Raw genomic sequence first — 15,742 nt, forward strand, 5'->3', positions numbered from 1 at the left:
ACGAGGTCGGGCGTGTCGCGCCCTACTCGCAGACCAGTTCCCGGATCACCCGCGTCCCCCTGGGGGGTCGCTGTGCTCGAGGGTCGGCGTCCGGACCTGGTGCGCGCGGACTTCTACATCTGCGCGCACCAGGCCCTACGCACAACCCGTCAAGGATGCCACACGTCAGCGTGGCGCCCTCGACCGGGGGGTACTACCTACTTGTTGATCTTCGTGACCTGACCGGCGCCAACGGTGCGGCCGCCCTCGCGGATGGCGAGCTGCAGGCCCTCCTCCATGGCGATCGGCTGGATCAGCGAGACGCTGATCGAGGTGTTGTCGCCCGGCATGACCATCTCGGTGCCGCTGGGCAGGGTCACGACGCCCGTCACGTCCGTGGTGCGGAAGTAGAACTGCGGGCGGTAGTTGTTGAAGAACGGCGTGTGACGGCCGCCCTCGTCCTTGGACAGGATGTAGACCTGCGCCTCGAACTCCGTGTGCGGGGTGATCGAGTTCGGCTTGACGACGACCTGGCCGCGCTCGACGTCCTCGCGCTTGATACCGCGGAGGAGCAGACCCACGTTCTCACCCGCGCGACCCTCGTCGAGGATCTTGCGGAACATCTCGACACCGGTGACGGTGGTCTTGGTCGACTTCTCGCGGATGCCGACGATCTCGACCTCCTCGTTCACCTTCACGATGCCGCGCTCGATACGGCCGGTGACCACGGTGCCGCGACCGGTGATCGTGAAGACGTCCTCGACGGGCATGAGGAACGGCTTCTCGGTGTCGCGCTCCGGCTCCGGGATCGACTCGTCGACCGCGTCCATGAGCTCGAGCAGCTTGGCGCCCCACTCGGCGTCGCCCTCGAGCGCCTTGAGCGCCGAGACACGCACGATCGGGAGGTCGTCGCCCGGGTACTCCTGCGACGACAGCAGCTCGCGGACCTCCAGCTCGACGAGCTCGAGGATCTCCTCGTCGTCGACCATGTCGGCCTTGTTCAGCGCCACGACGATGTAGGGCACCCCGACCTGACGGGCGAGCAGCACGTGCTCACGCGTCTGCGGCATGGGGCCGTCGGTGGCGGCGACCACCAGGATGGCGCCGTCCATCTGCGCCGCACCGGTGATCATGTTCTTGATGTAGTCGGCGTGCCCGGGGCAGTCGACGTGCGCGTAGTGGCGCTTCTCCGTCTGGTACTCGACGTGCGCGATCGAGATGGTGATACCGCGCTGACGCTCCTCGGGAGCCTTGTCGATCTGGTCGAACGCCGAAGCCTCGTTGAGGTTCGGGTACTTGTCGTGCAAAACCTTGGTGATTGCCGCCGTCAGCGTGGTCTTGCCGTGGTCGATGTGACCGATGGTGCCGATGTTGACGTGCGGCTTGGTCCGCTCGAACTTCGCCTTCGCCACTGGGGGATCCTCCTGGACTGGTGTACGTGTCCGCCGTGCTGACGGCAGGTCGTCTGTGTAGTGGTGCCGGTACGAGCCGCGGACGGTACCCGTCCGCGGCACGTGCCTCTTACTCGCCCGTGGCCTTGGCGATGATCTCCTTGGCCACGTTGGTCGGGACCTCCGCGTAGGAGTCGAAGACCATCGTGTAGTTCGCCCGGCCCTGAGTCCGCGACCGGAGGTCACCGACGTAACCGAACATCTCGGAGAGCGGCACCAGCGCCTTGACGACGCGGGCACCAGCCCGCTCCTCCATGGCCTGGATCTGGCCACGGCGGGAGTTGAGGTCGCCGATCACGTCGCCCATGTAGTCCTCGGGCGTCGTGACCTCGACGGCCATCATCGGCTCGAGCAGGGCCGGGTCGGCCTTGCGCGCAGCCTCCTTCAGGACCATCGAACCGGCGACCTTGAAGGCCATCTCGGACGAGTCGACCTCGTGGTACTGACCGTCGAGCAGCGTGAGCTTGATCCCGACCAGCGGGTAGCCCGCGAGCACGCCGTACTGCATGGCATCCTGGGCGCCGGCGTCCACCGACGGGATGTACTCCCGCGGGATACGGCCACCGGTGACCTTGTTCTCGAACTCGTACAGCGCACCGTCCGCCGTGCTGAGCGGCTCCAGCTTGACGATGACCCGAGCGAACTGGCCCGAACCACCGGTCTGCTTCTTGTGCGTGTACTCGTACTTGTCGACCGCGCGACGGATCGTCTCGCGGTAGGCAACCTGCGGCTTGCCGATGTTGGCCTCGACCTTGAAGTCGCTCTTCATGCGGTTGACCAGCACCTCGAGGTGCAGCTCACCCATGCCGGCGAGGATCGTCTGGCCGGAGTCCTCGTCCAGGGAGACCTGGAACGTCGGGTCCTCCTCGGCGAGCTTCTGGATCGCCGTGGACAGCTTCTCCTGGTCGGCCTTGGTCTTCGGCTCCACCGCGACCTGGATCACCGGGTCCGGGAAGGTCATCGACTCCAGCACGATCGGCGACTGCGGGTCACTCAGCGTGTCGCCGGTGGTGGTGTCCTTCAGGCCGATCACCGCGTAGATGTGGCCGACCATGGCCTCATCGACGGGGTTCTCCTTGTTGGCGTGCATCTGGAAGATCTTCCCGATGCGCTCCTTGCGGTCCTTGGTCGAGTTGATGACCTGGGAGCCCGCGGCGACCCGGCCCGAGTACACCCGGACGTAGGTCAGCTTGCCGAAGAACGGGTGCGCGGCGATCTTGAAGGCCAGCGCGGAGAACGGCTCTTCCTTGGTGGGCTTGCGGAAGGCCGGGGTCTCCCCGTCCGTCAGCGTGCCCTCGACCGGCGGCAGGTCCAGCGGCGACGGCAGGTAGTCGATCACGGCGTCGAGCAGGGGCTGCACGCCCTTGTTCTTGAACGCCGAACCGCAGAGCACCGGGTAGGCGCTCCGGTTGTTCACGATCCTGCGGATGCCCTGCTTGACCTGCTCGACGGAGAGCTCCTCGCCACCGAGGTAGAGCTCCATGAGCGCGTCGTCGGTCTCGGCGACGGCCTCGACCAGCTTCTCCCGGTACTCGGCGGCGCGGTCGGCGAGATCCGCGGGGATCTCCTCGACTGCGTAGTCCTCGCCCTTCTGGACCTCGCCGCGCCACGTGAGCGCGCGCATCTCGACCAGGTCGACGACGCCGATGAAGTCGTTCTCGGAACCGATGGGCAGCTGGATCGGCAGCGGCTTGGCGTTCAGCCGGTCCTGGATCGTGCTGACGGTGAAGTAGAAGTCCGCGCCCAGCTTGTCCATCTTGTTGACGAAGCAGATGCGGGGAACGTCGTACTTCGTGGCCTGCCGCCAGACCTGCTCGGACTGCGGCTCCACGCCCTCCTTGCCGTCGAACACCGCGACGGCGCCGTCGAGCACCCGCAGGTTGCGCTCCACCTCGACGGTGAAGTCGACGTGTCCGGGGGTGTCGATGAGGTTGATCTGGTGGTCTTTCCAGAAGCAGGTGGTGGCGGCGGACGTGATCGTGATGCCGCGCTTCTGCTCCTCCTCCATCCAGTCCATCGTGGCCGCGCCGTCGTGGACCTCACCGATCTTGTAGTTGACCCCGGTGTAGAACAGGATCCGCTCGGTGGTGGTGGTCTTGCCGGCGTCGATGTGCGCCATGATGCCGATGTTGCGGACCTTGCCCAGGTCCGTCAGCACGTCCCGTGCCACTTTTAGCTCGCTTCCCTCAGCAGGTTGGCGCGGACGATCGGCCCGTCACCAGCGGTAGTGGGCGAAGGCTCGGTTCGACTCCGCCATCTTGTGCATGTCCTCGCGCCGCTTCACGCTGGCGCCCAGTCCGTTGCTCGCGTCGAGCAGCTCGTTCATCAGCCGGTCGACCATTGTCTTCTCACGGCGCTGCCCCGCGTAGGACACCAGCCAGCGCAGGCCGAGCGTGGTCTGCCGGACGGCCCGGACCTCGATCGGCACCTGGTAGGTGGCGCCACCGACGCGGCGGCTGCGCACCTCGAGAGCCGGCTTCACGTTGTCCAGCGCGCGCTTGAGCGTGACGACCGGGTCGGTGCCGGTCTTCTCCCGGGTGCCCTCCAGCGCGGCGTAGACGATGCGCTCGGCGAGCGAGCGCTTGCCGTCCTGGAGCACCTTGTTCACCAGCTGGGTGACAAGCGGGGAGTTGTAGACCGGGTCGGAGACCAGCGGCCGCTTCGGAGCGGGACCCTTGCGGGGCATCAGCTCTTCTCCTTCTTCGCGCCGTAGCGGCTGCGGGACTGCTTGCGGTTGCGGACACCCTGGGTGTCGAGCGAACCACGGATGATCTTGTAGCGAACGCCGGGCAGATCCTTCACCCGGCCCCCACGCACCAGCACGATCGAGTGCTCCTGGAGGTTGTGGCCCTCACCCGGGATGTAGGCCGTGACCTCGATCTCGCTGCTGAGCCGCACGCGCGCGACCTTGCGCAGCGCGGAGTTCGGCTTCTTGGGCGTCGTGGTGTACACGCGCGTGCACACCCCGCGGCGCTGGGGGCTTCCCTTGAGCGCTGCGGTCTTGGTCTTCCCGACCTTGTCCTGACGGCCCTTGCGGACCAGCTGCTGGATCGTGGGCATGAACCGTCTGCTTCTTCCCGTCGATGTGCTCTATCTGTGCTGGTGGTACGTGCTGGTGCGGCTCGGTGGGAAGAGACCGGGCTGCGCCGGTCGCCCACCCCCGAGGTCGGGCGTGTCCCAAGATCGGACGTACTGCTGCCCGGGCACCAAGCGATGAGATCGGGGACCTCACGAGGGCCGGGGGGCCCGCGGACCCAGCGGGCCGCTCTCACACGAGTGTGCGGGATCGGCGACCACAGGGCACGCAGATCGGCCCGACCGTGGTCGAGCGCAAGACAACAGAGTACCCGCCCCCCAGGAAGGGGGTCAAAACGGGTCCTCAGCGGCGCCCTGCCGGTACGAGCAGGGTGCCTGAACACCTCGTAAGCCGCAAGAGGGCACGCCCGCTCGCCGCTCGGAAACCCCCGCTCGCCGCAACCGCGACGACGAGCATGACGCCCCCCGTACCGCATAGAACAACACGCCGAGCGACCCGCGCATTCCCGCCCCGCCGCCCGCAGCCCGCCGCCGCTCGAACGGCCCGCCCGTCCGGATCTACGGCCCGAACGACCCGCCCGTCCGGGCACCCAGCCTGGCCCCGGATGCAACGCAGGCACTGGACGAACGGCACTCCCGTCCAGACCTATCGGGCGAGCGGCCCGCTCATCGGCCCAGCACCCCGTTGCAACTCCTGAGCGCCGCCAAGAACCTGGCACCTGCGGAGGGAGCGACCGCGGCTGAACGAACGGCACCCTCGTCCAGACCTATCGGATGAGCGGCACACTCGTCCCCGGCGAGCCCAGCGACGCGCCCGCACACGGGTTCCCGATGCAGCTCCCAGCCCGATCGAACGGCACGGCCGTCCGGACCTATCGGATGGGCGGGCCACCCATCCCGCGGGCCCCGGCCCAGCCCTTACGCCCGGTTCCCATGCCGGTACCGCTCAGACCTGCGGATGGGCGAGCCCTTCGACCTGTCCCAGCCCAGCACCCCGGTGCAGCACCCACTTCTGAACGAGCGGCACTCCCGTCCAGACCTACCGGACGAGCGGGCCGCTCGTTGCGACGCCCCAGCCGGTGCCTCTGCCTGGGCCCACGGTGCAGCCTCTTTGCTGTTCGAACGGCACGTCCGCCCAGACCTGTCGCACGGAACGTGCCGCCCGTCCCGGCGCTCCGGCCCTGCGCCCCAGCTCGCGCCCCCGCGCACCTCCCGCCGCTGAACGAGCGGCACATTCGTGCGCGCCGATCAGGCGGGTGGGCGGCTCGGACGCGCTGAGTTATCCACAAGGGGTGCCGTCGATCCACAGGTTGCGTCTCGCCTCCCCGTCCCTGGGCTCCCCGCCTCAACATCGCCCTTGTGCCTCGACGATCGAACCTTCTACGGACCGACGAGTTCGCCACCCTCTGCGGCGCCACGGTGGTGCGCGTCGACGACCTGGTCCGCCTCGGCCTCGCTCGCAGCACGATCGCGCACCGCTGCCGTGCCGGCGGACCGTGGCGGCGGATGGTCCCCGGGGTGGTCAAGCTCGACAACGGCCCGCCCACCCGTGCCGACCGGCGGCGCGCGGCGCTCCTGCACGCCGGTCACAGAGCCGTGCTCACAGGGCTCGATGCGCTCGAGCTGCACGGGATGGAACGGATGCCGCAGCCGTCGGGTCCCGTGCACGTGCTCGTGCCCACCGAGCGGCGCCGATCGGGTTCGGGTCTCGTCCTCGTCGAGCGCACCGAGCGGCTCCCGTCCGCCGTTCCCGGTCGGTGGCCTCTCGCACCGATCCCACGGGCCGCCCTCGACGCCGTTCGCCGGATCGGCGACCGCGACCAGGTGCGCGGCACCCTCGCCGAGGTCGTCCAGCGCGGGCGCTGCACCCCGGCTGACCTCGGAGCCGAGCTGGACCTGGGGAGCGGCCGGGGAAGCGCCCTGCCCCGAACGGTCCTCGCGGAGATCGGCGACGGGGTGCGGTCGGCAGCCGAGGCGGAGGCGCGGGCTCTCGTGCTGCGGAGCGGGCTGCCTGCACCCCTGTGGAACCCGGCCCTCTACGACCACACCGGGCGGTTCATCGCAATGCCGGACGCCTGGTTCGACGACGTCGGCATGGCCTGGGAGATCGATTCCACGGAATGGCACCTGAGCCCGGCCGACTACGAGCGCACCCTCGACCGGCACGCCGCGATGACCGCCGCGAATGTGGTCGTGCTGCACACCCAACCGTCGAAGCTGGTCCATCGCAGCCGGGATGCAGTCGACGAACTGCGTCGCACGTATCACAACGCGGCCTGCCGCCCAAGACCGCCACTCATTGCGATCCCGGCTCCGGGGCTCGGGCGACCCGCTCGCCCATCCCTATCGGACGACAAGGCCACTCGTACAAAGGCCCTAGACAGCGCCTGGACGACCGGCACGCCCGTCCAGACCTGACGGTCCACCGCGCCGCTCGTAGGCAACCCGCACCACCACGAGCTCAGGCTCCGGGCCTGAGCGGACCGGACGAGCGGCACGCTCGCCCGAACTTAAGAGACCACCGCGCCACTCGTACGCAACCCACGAACCCGCGCCACCACGAACCCCGACCGCGCACCCCAAACCGACCGGACGAGCGGCACGCCCGTCCAGGCCTAGTGGACCACCGCGCCACTCGTACACATCGCGTGAACGCGCATTGCCACGTACCCCCGGGCCTTGCGCCCTGGCCGGCCCAGCGGCACACCCGCCCAGACCCAACGAAGCCCACCCCGCACATACGGAAACCCGCTCCGGACCTGAGCGGACCGAACGAGCGGCACACTCATCCAGACCTATCGCACGACGGCCCCACCCGTACCCCCGCACCCCGCACCACCCCAGCACCTGGACCAGCGCCGAAACCGGCCGGACGAGCGGCACGCTCGTCCGAACCTAAGAGACCACCGCGCCACTCGTACGCAACCCACGAACCCGCGCCACCACGAACCCCGGCCCGCACCCCAACCGGCCGAACGAGCGGCACGCTCGCCCAGACCTATTGGACGACTGCGCCGCTCGTCCAGGAACCCAAGGGCCCGGCGCAAGCCGAGCCCCAGCCCGGGTCTGAGCGGACCGGACCAGCGGCACGTTCATCCAGACCTAGCGGGCGAAGGGGCCGTTCGTCCGGGCCCGGAAACACCAACGGGGCCGGACACCGCCACGGGAGAGCGGTATCCGGCCCCGTTCGGGACCTGCCTTCGGCATCGGGCCCTCCGCCGTCGCGGAGGGCCCGATGCGCCTACCGGTTAGCGGTAGTCGCGTCCGAAGTCGTAGTCGTCCAGCGGCACCGCGGCACCGGTGCCCGTGCCGAACACGTCGGGGCTGTAGTAGCCGTCGTCGTAGCTCGGCAGCGCGTAGGCGGCCGCGCGGGCCTCCTCCGTGGGCTGGACCTGGATGTTGCGGTACCGGTTGATGCCGGTGCCGGCCGGGATCAGCTTGCCGATGATCACGTTCTCCTTCAGCCCGACGAGCTTGTCGCGCTTTCCGTTGATCGCGGCATCGGTGAGGATCCGGGTGGTCTCCTGGAACGAGGCCGCGGACAGCCACGACTCCGTTGCCAGCGAGGCCTTCGTGATCCCCATGAGGACCGGGCGACCGGAGGCCGGCTCGCCGCCCTCGGCCACCACCTGGCGGTTCTGCGTCTCGAAGTCGGCCCGCTCGGCAAGTGCACCGGGCAGGAACTCCGTAGCGCCGGAGTCGATGATCGTGACCCGCCGCAGCATCTGGCGGACGATGACCTCGATGTGCTTGTCGTGGATGTCCACGCTCTGCGTGCGGTACACCTTCTGCACCTCACGCACCAGGTGCAGCTGCACCTCGCGCGGGCCCATGACACGCAGCACCTCGTGCGGGTCGGCCGTGCCCTCGAGGAGCAGCTGGCCCACGTGCACGTGGTCGCCGTCGGCGAGCGGACGCTCCTGGCCGTCGACCGTGGTCATGGCCAGCCACTGCCGCTTCGACAGCTTCTCGTAGACGATCTCCTCGCCACCGTCGTCCGGGGTGAGGGTGATCTTCCAGAAGCGCTCGCCGTCCTCGATCGCAATGCGGCCGTCGACGTCGGCGATCGGCGCCTTGCCCTTCGGGACGCGAGCCTCGAAGAGCTCCTGCACACGGGGCAGACCGGTCGTGATGTCGTCTCCCGCCACACCACCGGTGTGGAAGGTACGCATCGTCAGCTGCGTGCCGGGCTCACCGATCGACTGCGCCGCGACGATGCCGACCGCCTCGCCGACGTCCACCAGCTTGCCGGTGGCCATCGAGCGGCCGTAGCACATGCCGCAGATGCCGGTGGCCGACGTGCAGGTCAGGGCGCTGCGCACCTTGATCTGCCGGACACCGGCCGCAACCAGCGCGTCGAGGGCGGGGTCGCCCAGGTCGTCGCCGCGCCGGACGACGAACTCGCCGTCGGGACCCGTGACGTCCTCGGCGGACGAGCGGGCGTACACCGAGGTGCGCAGGTAGCGGTGCGGGATGAGGCGACCGTCGCTGGTCTCCTCCGTGACGGGCATCGTGATGCTGCGCTCGGTGCCGCAGTCGACCTCGCGGACGATGACGTCCTGCGACACGTCCACCAGACGACGGGTCAGGTAGCCCGAGTCGGCCGTGCGCAGCGCGGTGTCCGCCAGACCCTTGCGGGTGCCGTGCGTGGAGATGAAGTACTCCAGCACCGACAGGCCCTCACGGAAGTTGGCCTTGATCGGACGGGGGATGTACTCACCCTTCGGGTTGGCCACCAGACCACGCATACCGGCGAGCTGCCGGACCTGGGTCATGTTGCCCGCCGCGCCCGACTTCACGATCGTCGGGATCGGGTTGTCCTCGGGGAAGTTCTCCTCCATCGCCCTGGCCACCTCTTCGGAGGCCTGGCTCCAGATCTTGACCATCTCGTCGTTGCGCTCCTGGTGGGACAGTGCGCCCCGCTGGTAGCGCTTGTTGACCTGGTCGGCCTTGACCTCGTAGCCGTCGAGGATCTGCTGCTTGTTCGGCGGCACGACGACGTCGGAGACGGCCATGGTGACACCGGACCGTGTGGCCCAGTAGAAGCCGGCATCCTTGAGGCGGTCGAGCACCTGCGCGACCTCGGTCATCGAGTAGCGCTCGGCCAGGTCGTTGATGATCGCGGCCTGGCGCTTCTTCGGCAGCTGCTCGTTGACGAACGGGTAGTCGCTCGGCAGGAGCTCGTTGAACAGCACGCGGCCCAGCGTGGTCTCGGCGAGCCACTGTGAGCCCGGCTGCCAGCCATCGGCACCCAGCTTCGCGGCGACGTCCGCAGGCGGGACCGCCTCGGTGAGCCGGATCTTGATCGGCGCCTGCAGGTGGAGTGCCTTGCGGTCGTAGGCCATGATCGCCTCGGCCGGCGAGGAGTACACCTGACCGGAGCCCGTGGCGCCGTCGCGCAGCCGGCTGAGGTGGAACAGGCCCGTGACCATGTCCAGACGCGGCATCGCCAGCGGCCGCCCGGAGGCGGGCGACAGGATGTTGTTGCTGGACAGCATCAGAACCCGGGCCTCGGACTGCGCCTCGGCCGACAGCGGCAGGTGCACCGCCATCTGGTCACCGTCGAAGTCGGCGTTGAACGCCTCGCAGACCAGCGGGTGCAGCTGGATGGCCTTGCCCTCCACCAGCTGCGGCTCGAAGGCCTGGATACCGAGGCGGTGCAGGGTCGGTGCACGGTTCAGCAGCACCGGGTGCTCGGAGATGACCTCTTCCAGCACGTCCCACACCTGCGAGCGGCCACGCTCGACCATGCGCTTCGCGGACTTGATGTTCTGCGCGTGGTTGAGGTCGACCAGCCGCTTCATGACGAACGGCTTGAACAGCTCCAGCGCCATCTGCTTGGGCAGGCCGCACTGGTGCAGCTTCAGCTGCGGGCCGACCACGATGACCGAACGGCCGGAGTAGTCGACGCGCTTGCCGAGCAGGTTCTGGCGGAACCGGCCCTGCTTGCCCTTGAGCAGGTCGGACAGCGACTTGAGCGGGCGGTTGCCCGGTCCGGTGACCGGACGGCCGCGACGGCCGTTGTCGAACAGCGCGTCGACGGCCTCCTGCAGCATCCGCTTCTCGTTGTTGACGATGATCTCGGGCGCGCCGAGGTCGATCAGTCGCTTGAGGCGGTTGTTGCGGTTGATGACCCGGCGGTACAGGTCGTTCAGGTCGGACGTGGCGAAGCGGCCACCGTCGAGCTGCACCATCGGGCGCAGGTCCGGCGGGATGACCGGGACGCAGTCGAGCACCATGCCCATCGGGCTGTTGCCCGTGGTCTGGAACGCCGCGACGACCTTGAGACGCTTGAGGGCGCGGAGCTTCTTCTGCCCCTTGCCGCTGCGGATGGTCTCCCGCAGGTTCTCGGCCTCGGCCGGGATGTCGAAGTTCTGCAGCAGGGTCTGGATCGCCTCGGCGCCCATCGCCCCGGTGAAGTAGTCGCCGTAGCGGTCGTAGAGCTCGCGGTAGAGCCCCTCGTCCGCGATCAGCTGCTGCACATCGAGCTTCGAGAAGGTGGTCCAGATCTCCTCGAGCCGGTCCAGCTCGCGCTGGGCACGGTCGCGGAGCTGGCGCATCTCGCGCTCGCCACCCTCCTTGACCTTGCGGCGGACGTCGCTCTTGGCGCCCTCCGCCTCCAGCTCGGCCAGGTCGGCCTCGAGCTTCTGGGCCCGCGCCTCCAGGTCGGCGTCACGGCGCTGCTCCACCCGCTTGCGCTCCACGCTCATCTCGTTCTCGAGCGTGGACATGTCGGTGTGGCGCAGCTCCTTGTTCACCGAGGTGATGACGTAGGCCGCGAAGTAGATGATCTTCTCGAGGTCCTTGGGCGCCAGGTCGAGCAGGTAGCCAAGGCGGCTCGGCACACCCTTGAAGTACCAGATGTGCGTGACCGGGGCGGCCAGCTCGATGTGGCCCATCCGCTCACGACGCACCTTGGCGCGCGTGACCTCCACGCCGCAGCGCTCGCAGATGATGCCCTTGAAGCGGACGCGCTTGTACTTACCGCAGTAGCACTCCCAGTCACGGGTGGGGCCGAAGATCTTCTCGCAGAAGAGCCCGTCCTTCTCCGGCTTGAGGGTGCGGTAGTTGATGGTCTCGGGCTTCTTCACCTCGCCGTGGGACCACTGGCGGATGTCCTCAGCAGTGGCCAGGCCGATGCGCAACTCGTCGAAGAAGTTGACGTCGAGCAAATTCGTGTCCTTCGTTCGTTATTCGGCTCTGGGCGGGATCAGTTGACGACGTCGTCGACGGTCATCGAGTCGGAACCGGGACGGCTGGACAGGTTGATGCCCAGGTTCGCCGCGGCCCGCTCCAGGTCCTCGTCGTCGGTGTCGCGCATCTCGATCGCCGCGCCGTCGCTCGAGAGCACCTCGACGTTCAGGCAGAGCGACTGGAGCTCCTTCAGCAGCACCTTGAACGACTCCGGGATTCCCGGCTCGGGGATGTTCTCGCCCTTGACGATGGCCTCGTACACCTTCACTCGGCCGACGACGTCGTCGGACTTGATCGTGAGCAGTTCCTGCAGCGTGTAGGCCGCGCCGTAGGCCTGCATCGCCCAGCACTCCATCTCGCCGAACCGCTGGCCACCGAACTGGGCCTTACCGCCCAGGGGCTGCTGCGTGATCATCGAGTACGGACCGGTGGACCGGGCGTGGATCTTGTCGTCGACGAGGTGGGCCAGCTTCAGGATGTACATGTAGCCGACGGCCACCGGGAACGGGTACGGCTCCCCGGAACGCCCGTCGAACAGCTGGGCCTTTCCGTCGGACTTGACCATCCGCTCGCCGTCACGGTTGGGCAGCGTGGAGCCGAGGAGACCGGTGATCTCGTTCTCCTTGGCGCCGTCGAAGACCGGCGTGGCCGTCTTCGTGCCGGCGGGCACGGTGTAGAGGTCCTCGGGCATCTTCGACGCCCAGTCGGGCTTGCCCTCGATCTCCCATCCGGACTTGGCGATCCACCCGAGGTGGGTCTCCAGCACCTGGCCGATGTTCATCCGTCGAGGCACACCGTGGGTGTTCAGGATGATGTCGACCGGGGTGCCGTCCTCCATGAACGGCATGTCCTCGGCGGGAAGGATCTTGCCGATGACGCCCTTGTTGCCGTGGCGGCCGGCGAGCTTGTCGCCGTCCTGGATCTTGCGCTTCTGGGCCACGTAGACGCGCACCAGCTCGTTGACGCCGGGAGCCAGCTCGTCCTCGTCGTCGCGGGAGAAGACCCGGATGCCGATGACCTTGCCGTTCTCGCCGTGCGGCACCTTCAGCGAGGTGTCGCGCACCTCGCGCGCCTTCTCACCGAAGATCGCACGCAGCAGGCGCTCCTCCGGGGTCAGCTCGGTCTCGCCCTTCGGCGTGACCTTTCCGACCAGGATGTCGCCCGGCTGCACCTCGGCGCCGATGCGGATGATTCCGCGCTCGTCGAGGTCGGCGAGCACCTCCTCGGAGACGTTCGGGATGTCCCGGGTGATCTCCTCGGCGCCCAGCTTGGTGTCGCGGGCATCGATCTCGTGCTCCTCGATGTGGATCGACGTGAGCACGTCGTCCTGCACCAGGCGCTGCGAGAGGATGATCGCGTCCTCGTAGTTGTGGCCCTCCCACGGCATGATCGCCACGAGCAGGTTCTTGCCCAGGGCCATCTCACCGTTCTCGGTGCACGGCCCGTCGGCGATGACCTGACCGGCCTCGACGCGGTCGCCCTCGTCGATGATCGGCTTCTGGTTGTTGCACGTGCCCTGGTTGGACCGGCGGAACTTGTTCAGCCGGTACGTGGTGCGCGTGCCGTCGTCGGCCATGACCGTGATGTAGTCGGCGCAGAGCTCCTCGACCACACCGGCCTTGTCGGCGACCAGAACGTCACCGGCGTCGACCGCGGCGCGAAGCTCCATACCCGTGCCCACCAGCGGCGACTCGCTGCGCAGCAGCGGCACCGCCTGACGCTGCATGTTGGCACCCATGAGCGCGCGGTTGGCGTCGTCGTGCTCGAGGAACGGGATCAGCGCCGTGGCGACCGACACCATCTGCCGAGGCGACACGTCGATGTAGTCGACGCCGGTCGGGGAGATGAAGTCGACCTCGCCGCCCTTGCGGCGAACGAGGACGCGCTCCTCCTGGAAGTTGCCGTCGTCGTCGAGAGGCGCGTTGGCCTGCGCGATGACGAAGCGGTCCTCCTCGTCGGCGGTGAGGTAGTCGATCTGCGTGGTGACCCGGCCGTTGTCGACCTTGCGGTACGGGGTCTGGATGAACCCGAACGGGTTGACCTGCGCAAACGTGGACAGCGACCCGATCAGGCCGATGTTCGGACCCTCAGGGGTCTCGATCGGGCACATCCGGCCGTAGTGGCTGGGGTGCACGTCGCGGACCTCGAAGCCCGCGCGCTCACGGGACAGACCGCCGGGGCCCAGCGCCGACAGACGGCGCTTGTGTGTGAGGCCGGCCAGCGGGTTGTGCTGGTCCATGAACTGCGACAGCTGCGACGTACCGAAGAACTCCTTGATCGCCGCCACGACCGGGCGGATGTTGATCAGGGTCTGCGGCGTGATCGCCTCGACGTCCTGGGTGGTCATCCGCTCGCGGACGACGCGCTCCATCCGGGACAGGCCGACACGGACCTGGTTCTGGATCAGCTCGCCGACCGTGCGCAGGCGCCGGTTGCCGAAGTGGTCGATGTCGTCGGTCTCGACGGGTACCTCGATGCCGCCGTTGCCTTCGGCATCGGCGCCGACCGTCATCGTGGTCTCACCGGCGTGGAGCCGGACGAGGTACTCGATGGTGGTGGCGATGTCCTCCTCGGTCAGCGTGCCGACCGACGTCTCGATGGTGAGACCGAGCTTCTTGTTGGCCTTGTAGCGGCCGACCTTGGCGAGGTCGTAGCGCTTGTCCTTGAAGAACAGGTTCTCCAGAAGGGTCTGCGCGCTCTCGCGGGTGGGCGGCTCGCCCGGGCGCAGCTTGCGGTAGATGTCGAGCAGCGCCTCGTCCTGCCCGGCGGTGTGGTCCTTCTCGAGCGTGGCCATGATCGTCTCGGAGAACCCGAAGCGAGCCTGGATCTGCTCGGCGGTCCAGCCCAGCGCCTTGAGCAGCACGGTGACCGGCTGGCGGCGCTTGCGGTCGATGCGGACACCGACGGTGTCGCGCTTGTCGACGTCGAACTCGAGCCATGCACCCCGGCTCGGGATGATCTTGACCGAGTAGACGTCCTTCTCCGTCGTCTTGTCGATGCTGTGATCGAAGTAGACGCCGGGCGACCGGACGAGCTGGGAGACGACGACACGCTCGGTGCCGTTGATGATGAACGTGCCCTTGTCCGTCATCACCGGGAAGTCACCCATGAACACCGTCTGGCTCTTGATCTCGCCGGTGGTGTTGTTGGTGAACTCCGCGGTGACGAACAGCGGGGCACCGTAGGTCATGTCCTTGTCCCGGCACTCCTCGACGGAGGCCTTGACCTCGTCGAAGCGGGGGTCGGAGAAGGACAGCGACATCGAGCCGGAGAAATCCTCGATCGGAGAGATCTCCGTGAGGATCTCCTCCAGGCCACCCATCGGATTCTCGTCGCCGGCATCGATCCGTCGCTGGAACCAGGCCTCGTTGCCGACCAGCCACTCGAACGACTGAATCTGCAGATCGAGGAGATCGGGCACCTCGAGGGGCTCGCGGATCTTCGCGAAGGTGACCCGGGTGGGAGCCCCGGGGAAGCTCGGGTTGGCCGAGACGGCAGCCGGCACGTGGGTCGCGAGGGGGCTGGTGGCGCGGGACGAAGCCAAGATGCGTCCTTCCGAGAACTGCGCTCTCGTCTGGCGGGCACCGGCTCCCGCGCGCTACCGTCTGCTCGTCCGACCCGGGCGGGAGGTCCGGGCCGATCGGGCTCGCGGATGCGGGATCCGGGGCACGCCGTCTGTTGTCATGCGCAGCCCCCGACCAGACGCGCGCGAGCACTGGGGCGGACTCCCGGTGGGGGGAACTCCATCTGAGCGCACGCGAGGCTGGACGAGGGCAGCGCAAAGAGGCAGTCTAGCTGCAAACGCAGCGGCTGTCGAGACAGGTCACCGAGACAACCATCGAGACCTAAGAGTGACCTGACCGGCGCACGGCGTCAAGACTCTACGCGGCGGTAAATGGTCCTTTTCGCGGGATGACCGGCGAAGACATCGCGCCTGGTGGCCGCGGGGTGTATCGGAGGCCGCTGAACCGACCGTCCGTCGGCCAAGTCTCGCACGCCTGCCGCCCGCACCCGGTCGTGGGCCCCTCCACCCGGTCGGGTGGTCCTTGACACACCGCTGCGCCCGCCAGAGGCTCGACTCG

At 68.1% G+C, this 15,742-nt stretch carries 7 protein-coding genes; 1 reads left to right on the plus strand and 6 read right to left on the minus strand.

Annotated features, from left to right (window positions below):
* Positions 1–197: 197 nt before the first annotated feature.
* The 4 genes from tuf to rpsL all read right to left on the minus strand — a co-directional run bounded on the left by tuf (position 198) and on the right by rpsL (position 4,490).
* Complete coding sequence (tuf, locus tag ABD743_RS17150; RefSeq protein ID WP_241037437.1) at positions 198–1,391, minus strand: elongation factor Tu; 1,194 nt, start codon at positions 1,389–1,391, stop codon at positions 198–200.
* A 109-nt stretch (positions 1,392–1,500) separates the two neighbouring features.
* Positions 1,501–3,600, minus strand: a complete 2,100-nt coding sequence (fusA, locus tag ABD743_RS17155; protein ID WP_344723074.1) for an elongation factor G — start codon at positions 3,598–3,600, stop codon at positions 1,501–1,503.
* A 45-nt stretch (positions 3,601–3,645) separates the two neighbouring features.
* A complete protein-coding gene (rpsG, locus tag ABD743_RS17160; RefSeq protein WP_241037433.1) occupies positions 3,646–4,116 on the minus strand; it encodes a 30S ribosomal protein S7 in 471 nt (156 codons plus the stop codon).
* Positions 4,116–4,490, minus strand: coding sequence for a 30S ribosomal protein S12 (gene rpsL / locus ABD743_RS17165; RefSeq protein ID WP_094926672.1), 375 nt, complete (start codon positions 4,488–4,490; stop codon positions 4,116–4,118). The genes rpsG and rpsL overlap by 1 nt, the downstream gene beginning before the upstream one ends.
* Positions 4,491–5,825: 1,335 nt before the next feature.
* Between rpsL and ABD743_RS17170 the strand changes: the two genes are divergently transcribed.
* The gene (locus tag ABD743_RS17170; RefSeq protein WP_344723075.1) at positions 5,826–6,884 is read left to right on the plus strand and encodes a hypothetical protein; all 1,059 of its coding nucleotides are present in this window, start codon (positions 5,826–5,828) and stop codon (positions 6,882–6,884) included.
* Between the two features lie 830 nt (positions 6,885–7,714).
* On the opposite strand, the gene ABD743_RS17175 is transcribed toward ABD743_RS17170, so the two are convergent.
* Both ABD743_RS17175 and rpoB read right to left on the minus strand, forming a co-directional pair.
* A complete protein-coding gene (locus ABD743_RS17175; RefSeq protein ID WP_344723076.1) occupies positions 7,715–11,638 on the minus strand; it encodes a DNA-directed RNA polymerase subunit beta' in 3,924 nt (1,307 codons plus the stop codon).
* A gap of 38 nt (positions 11,639–11,676) precedes the next feature.
* A complete protein-coding gene (rpoB, locus tag ABD743_RS17180) occupies positions 11,677–15,204 on the minus strand; it encodes a DNA-directed RNA polymerase subunit beta (RefSeq protein WP_379658885.1) in 3,528 nt (1,175 codons plus the stop codon).
* Positions 15,205–15,742: the final 538 nt, after the last annotated feature.

The organism is Pseudonocardia yunnanensis (genome assembly GCF_039534065.1).
Lineage (GTDB): Bacteria > Actinomycetota > Actinomycetes > Mycobacteriales > Pseudonocardiaceae > Pseudonocardia > Pseudonocardia yunnanensis.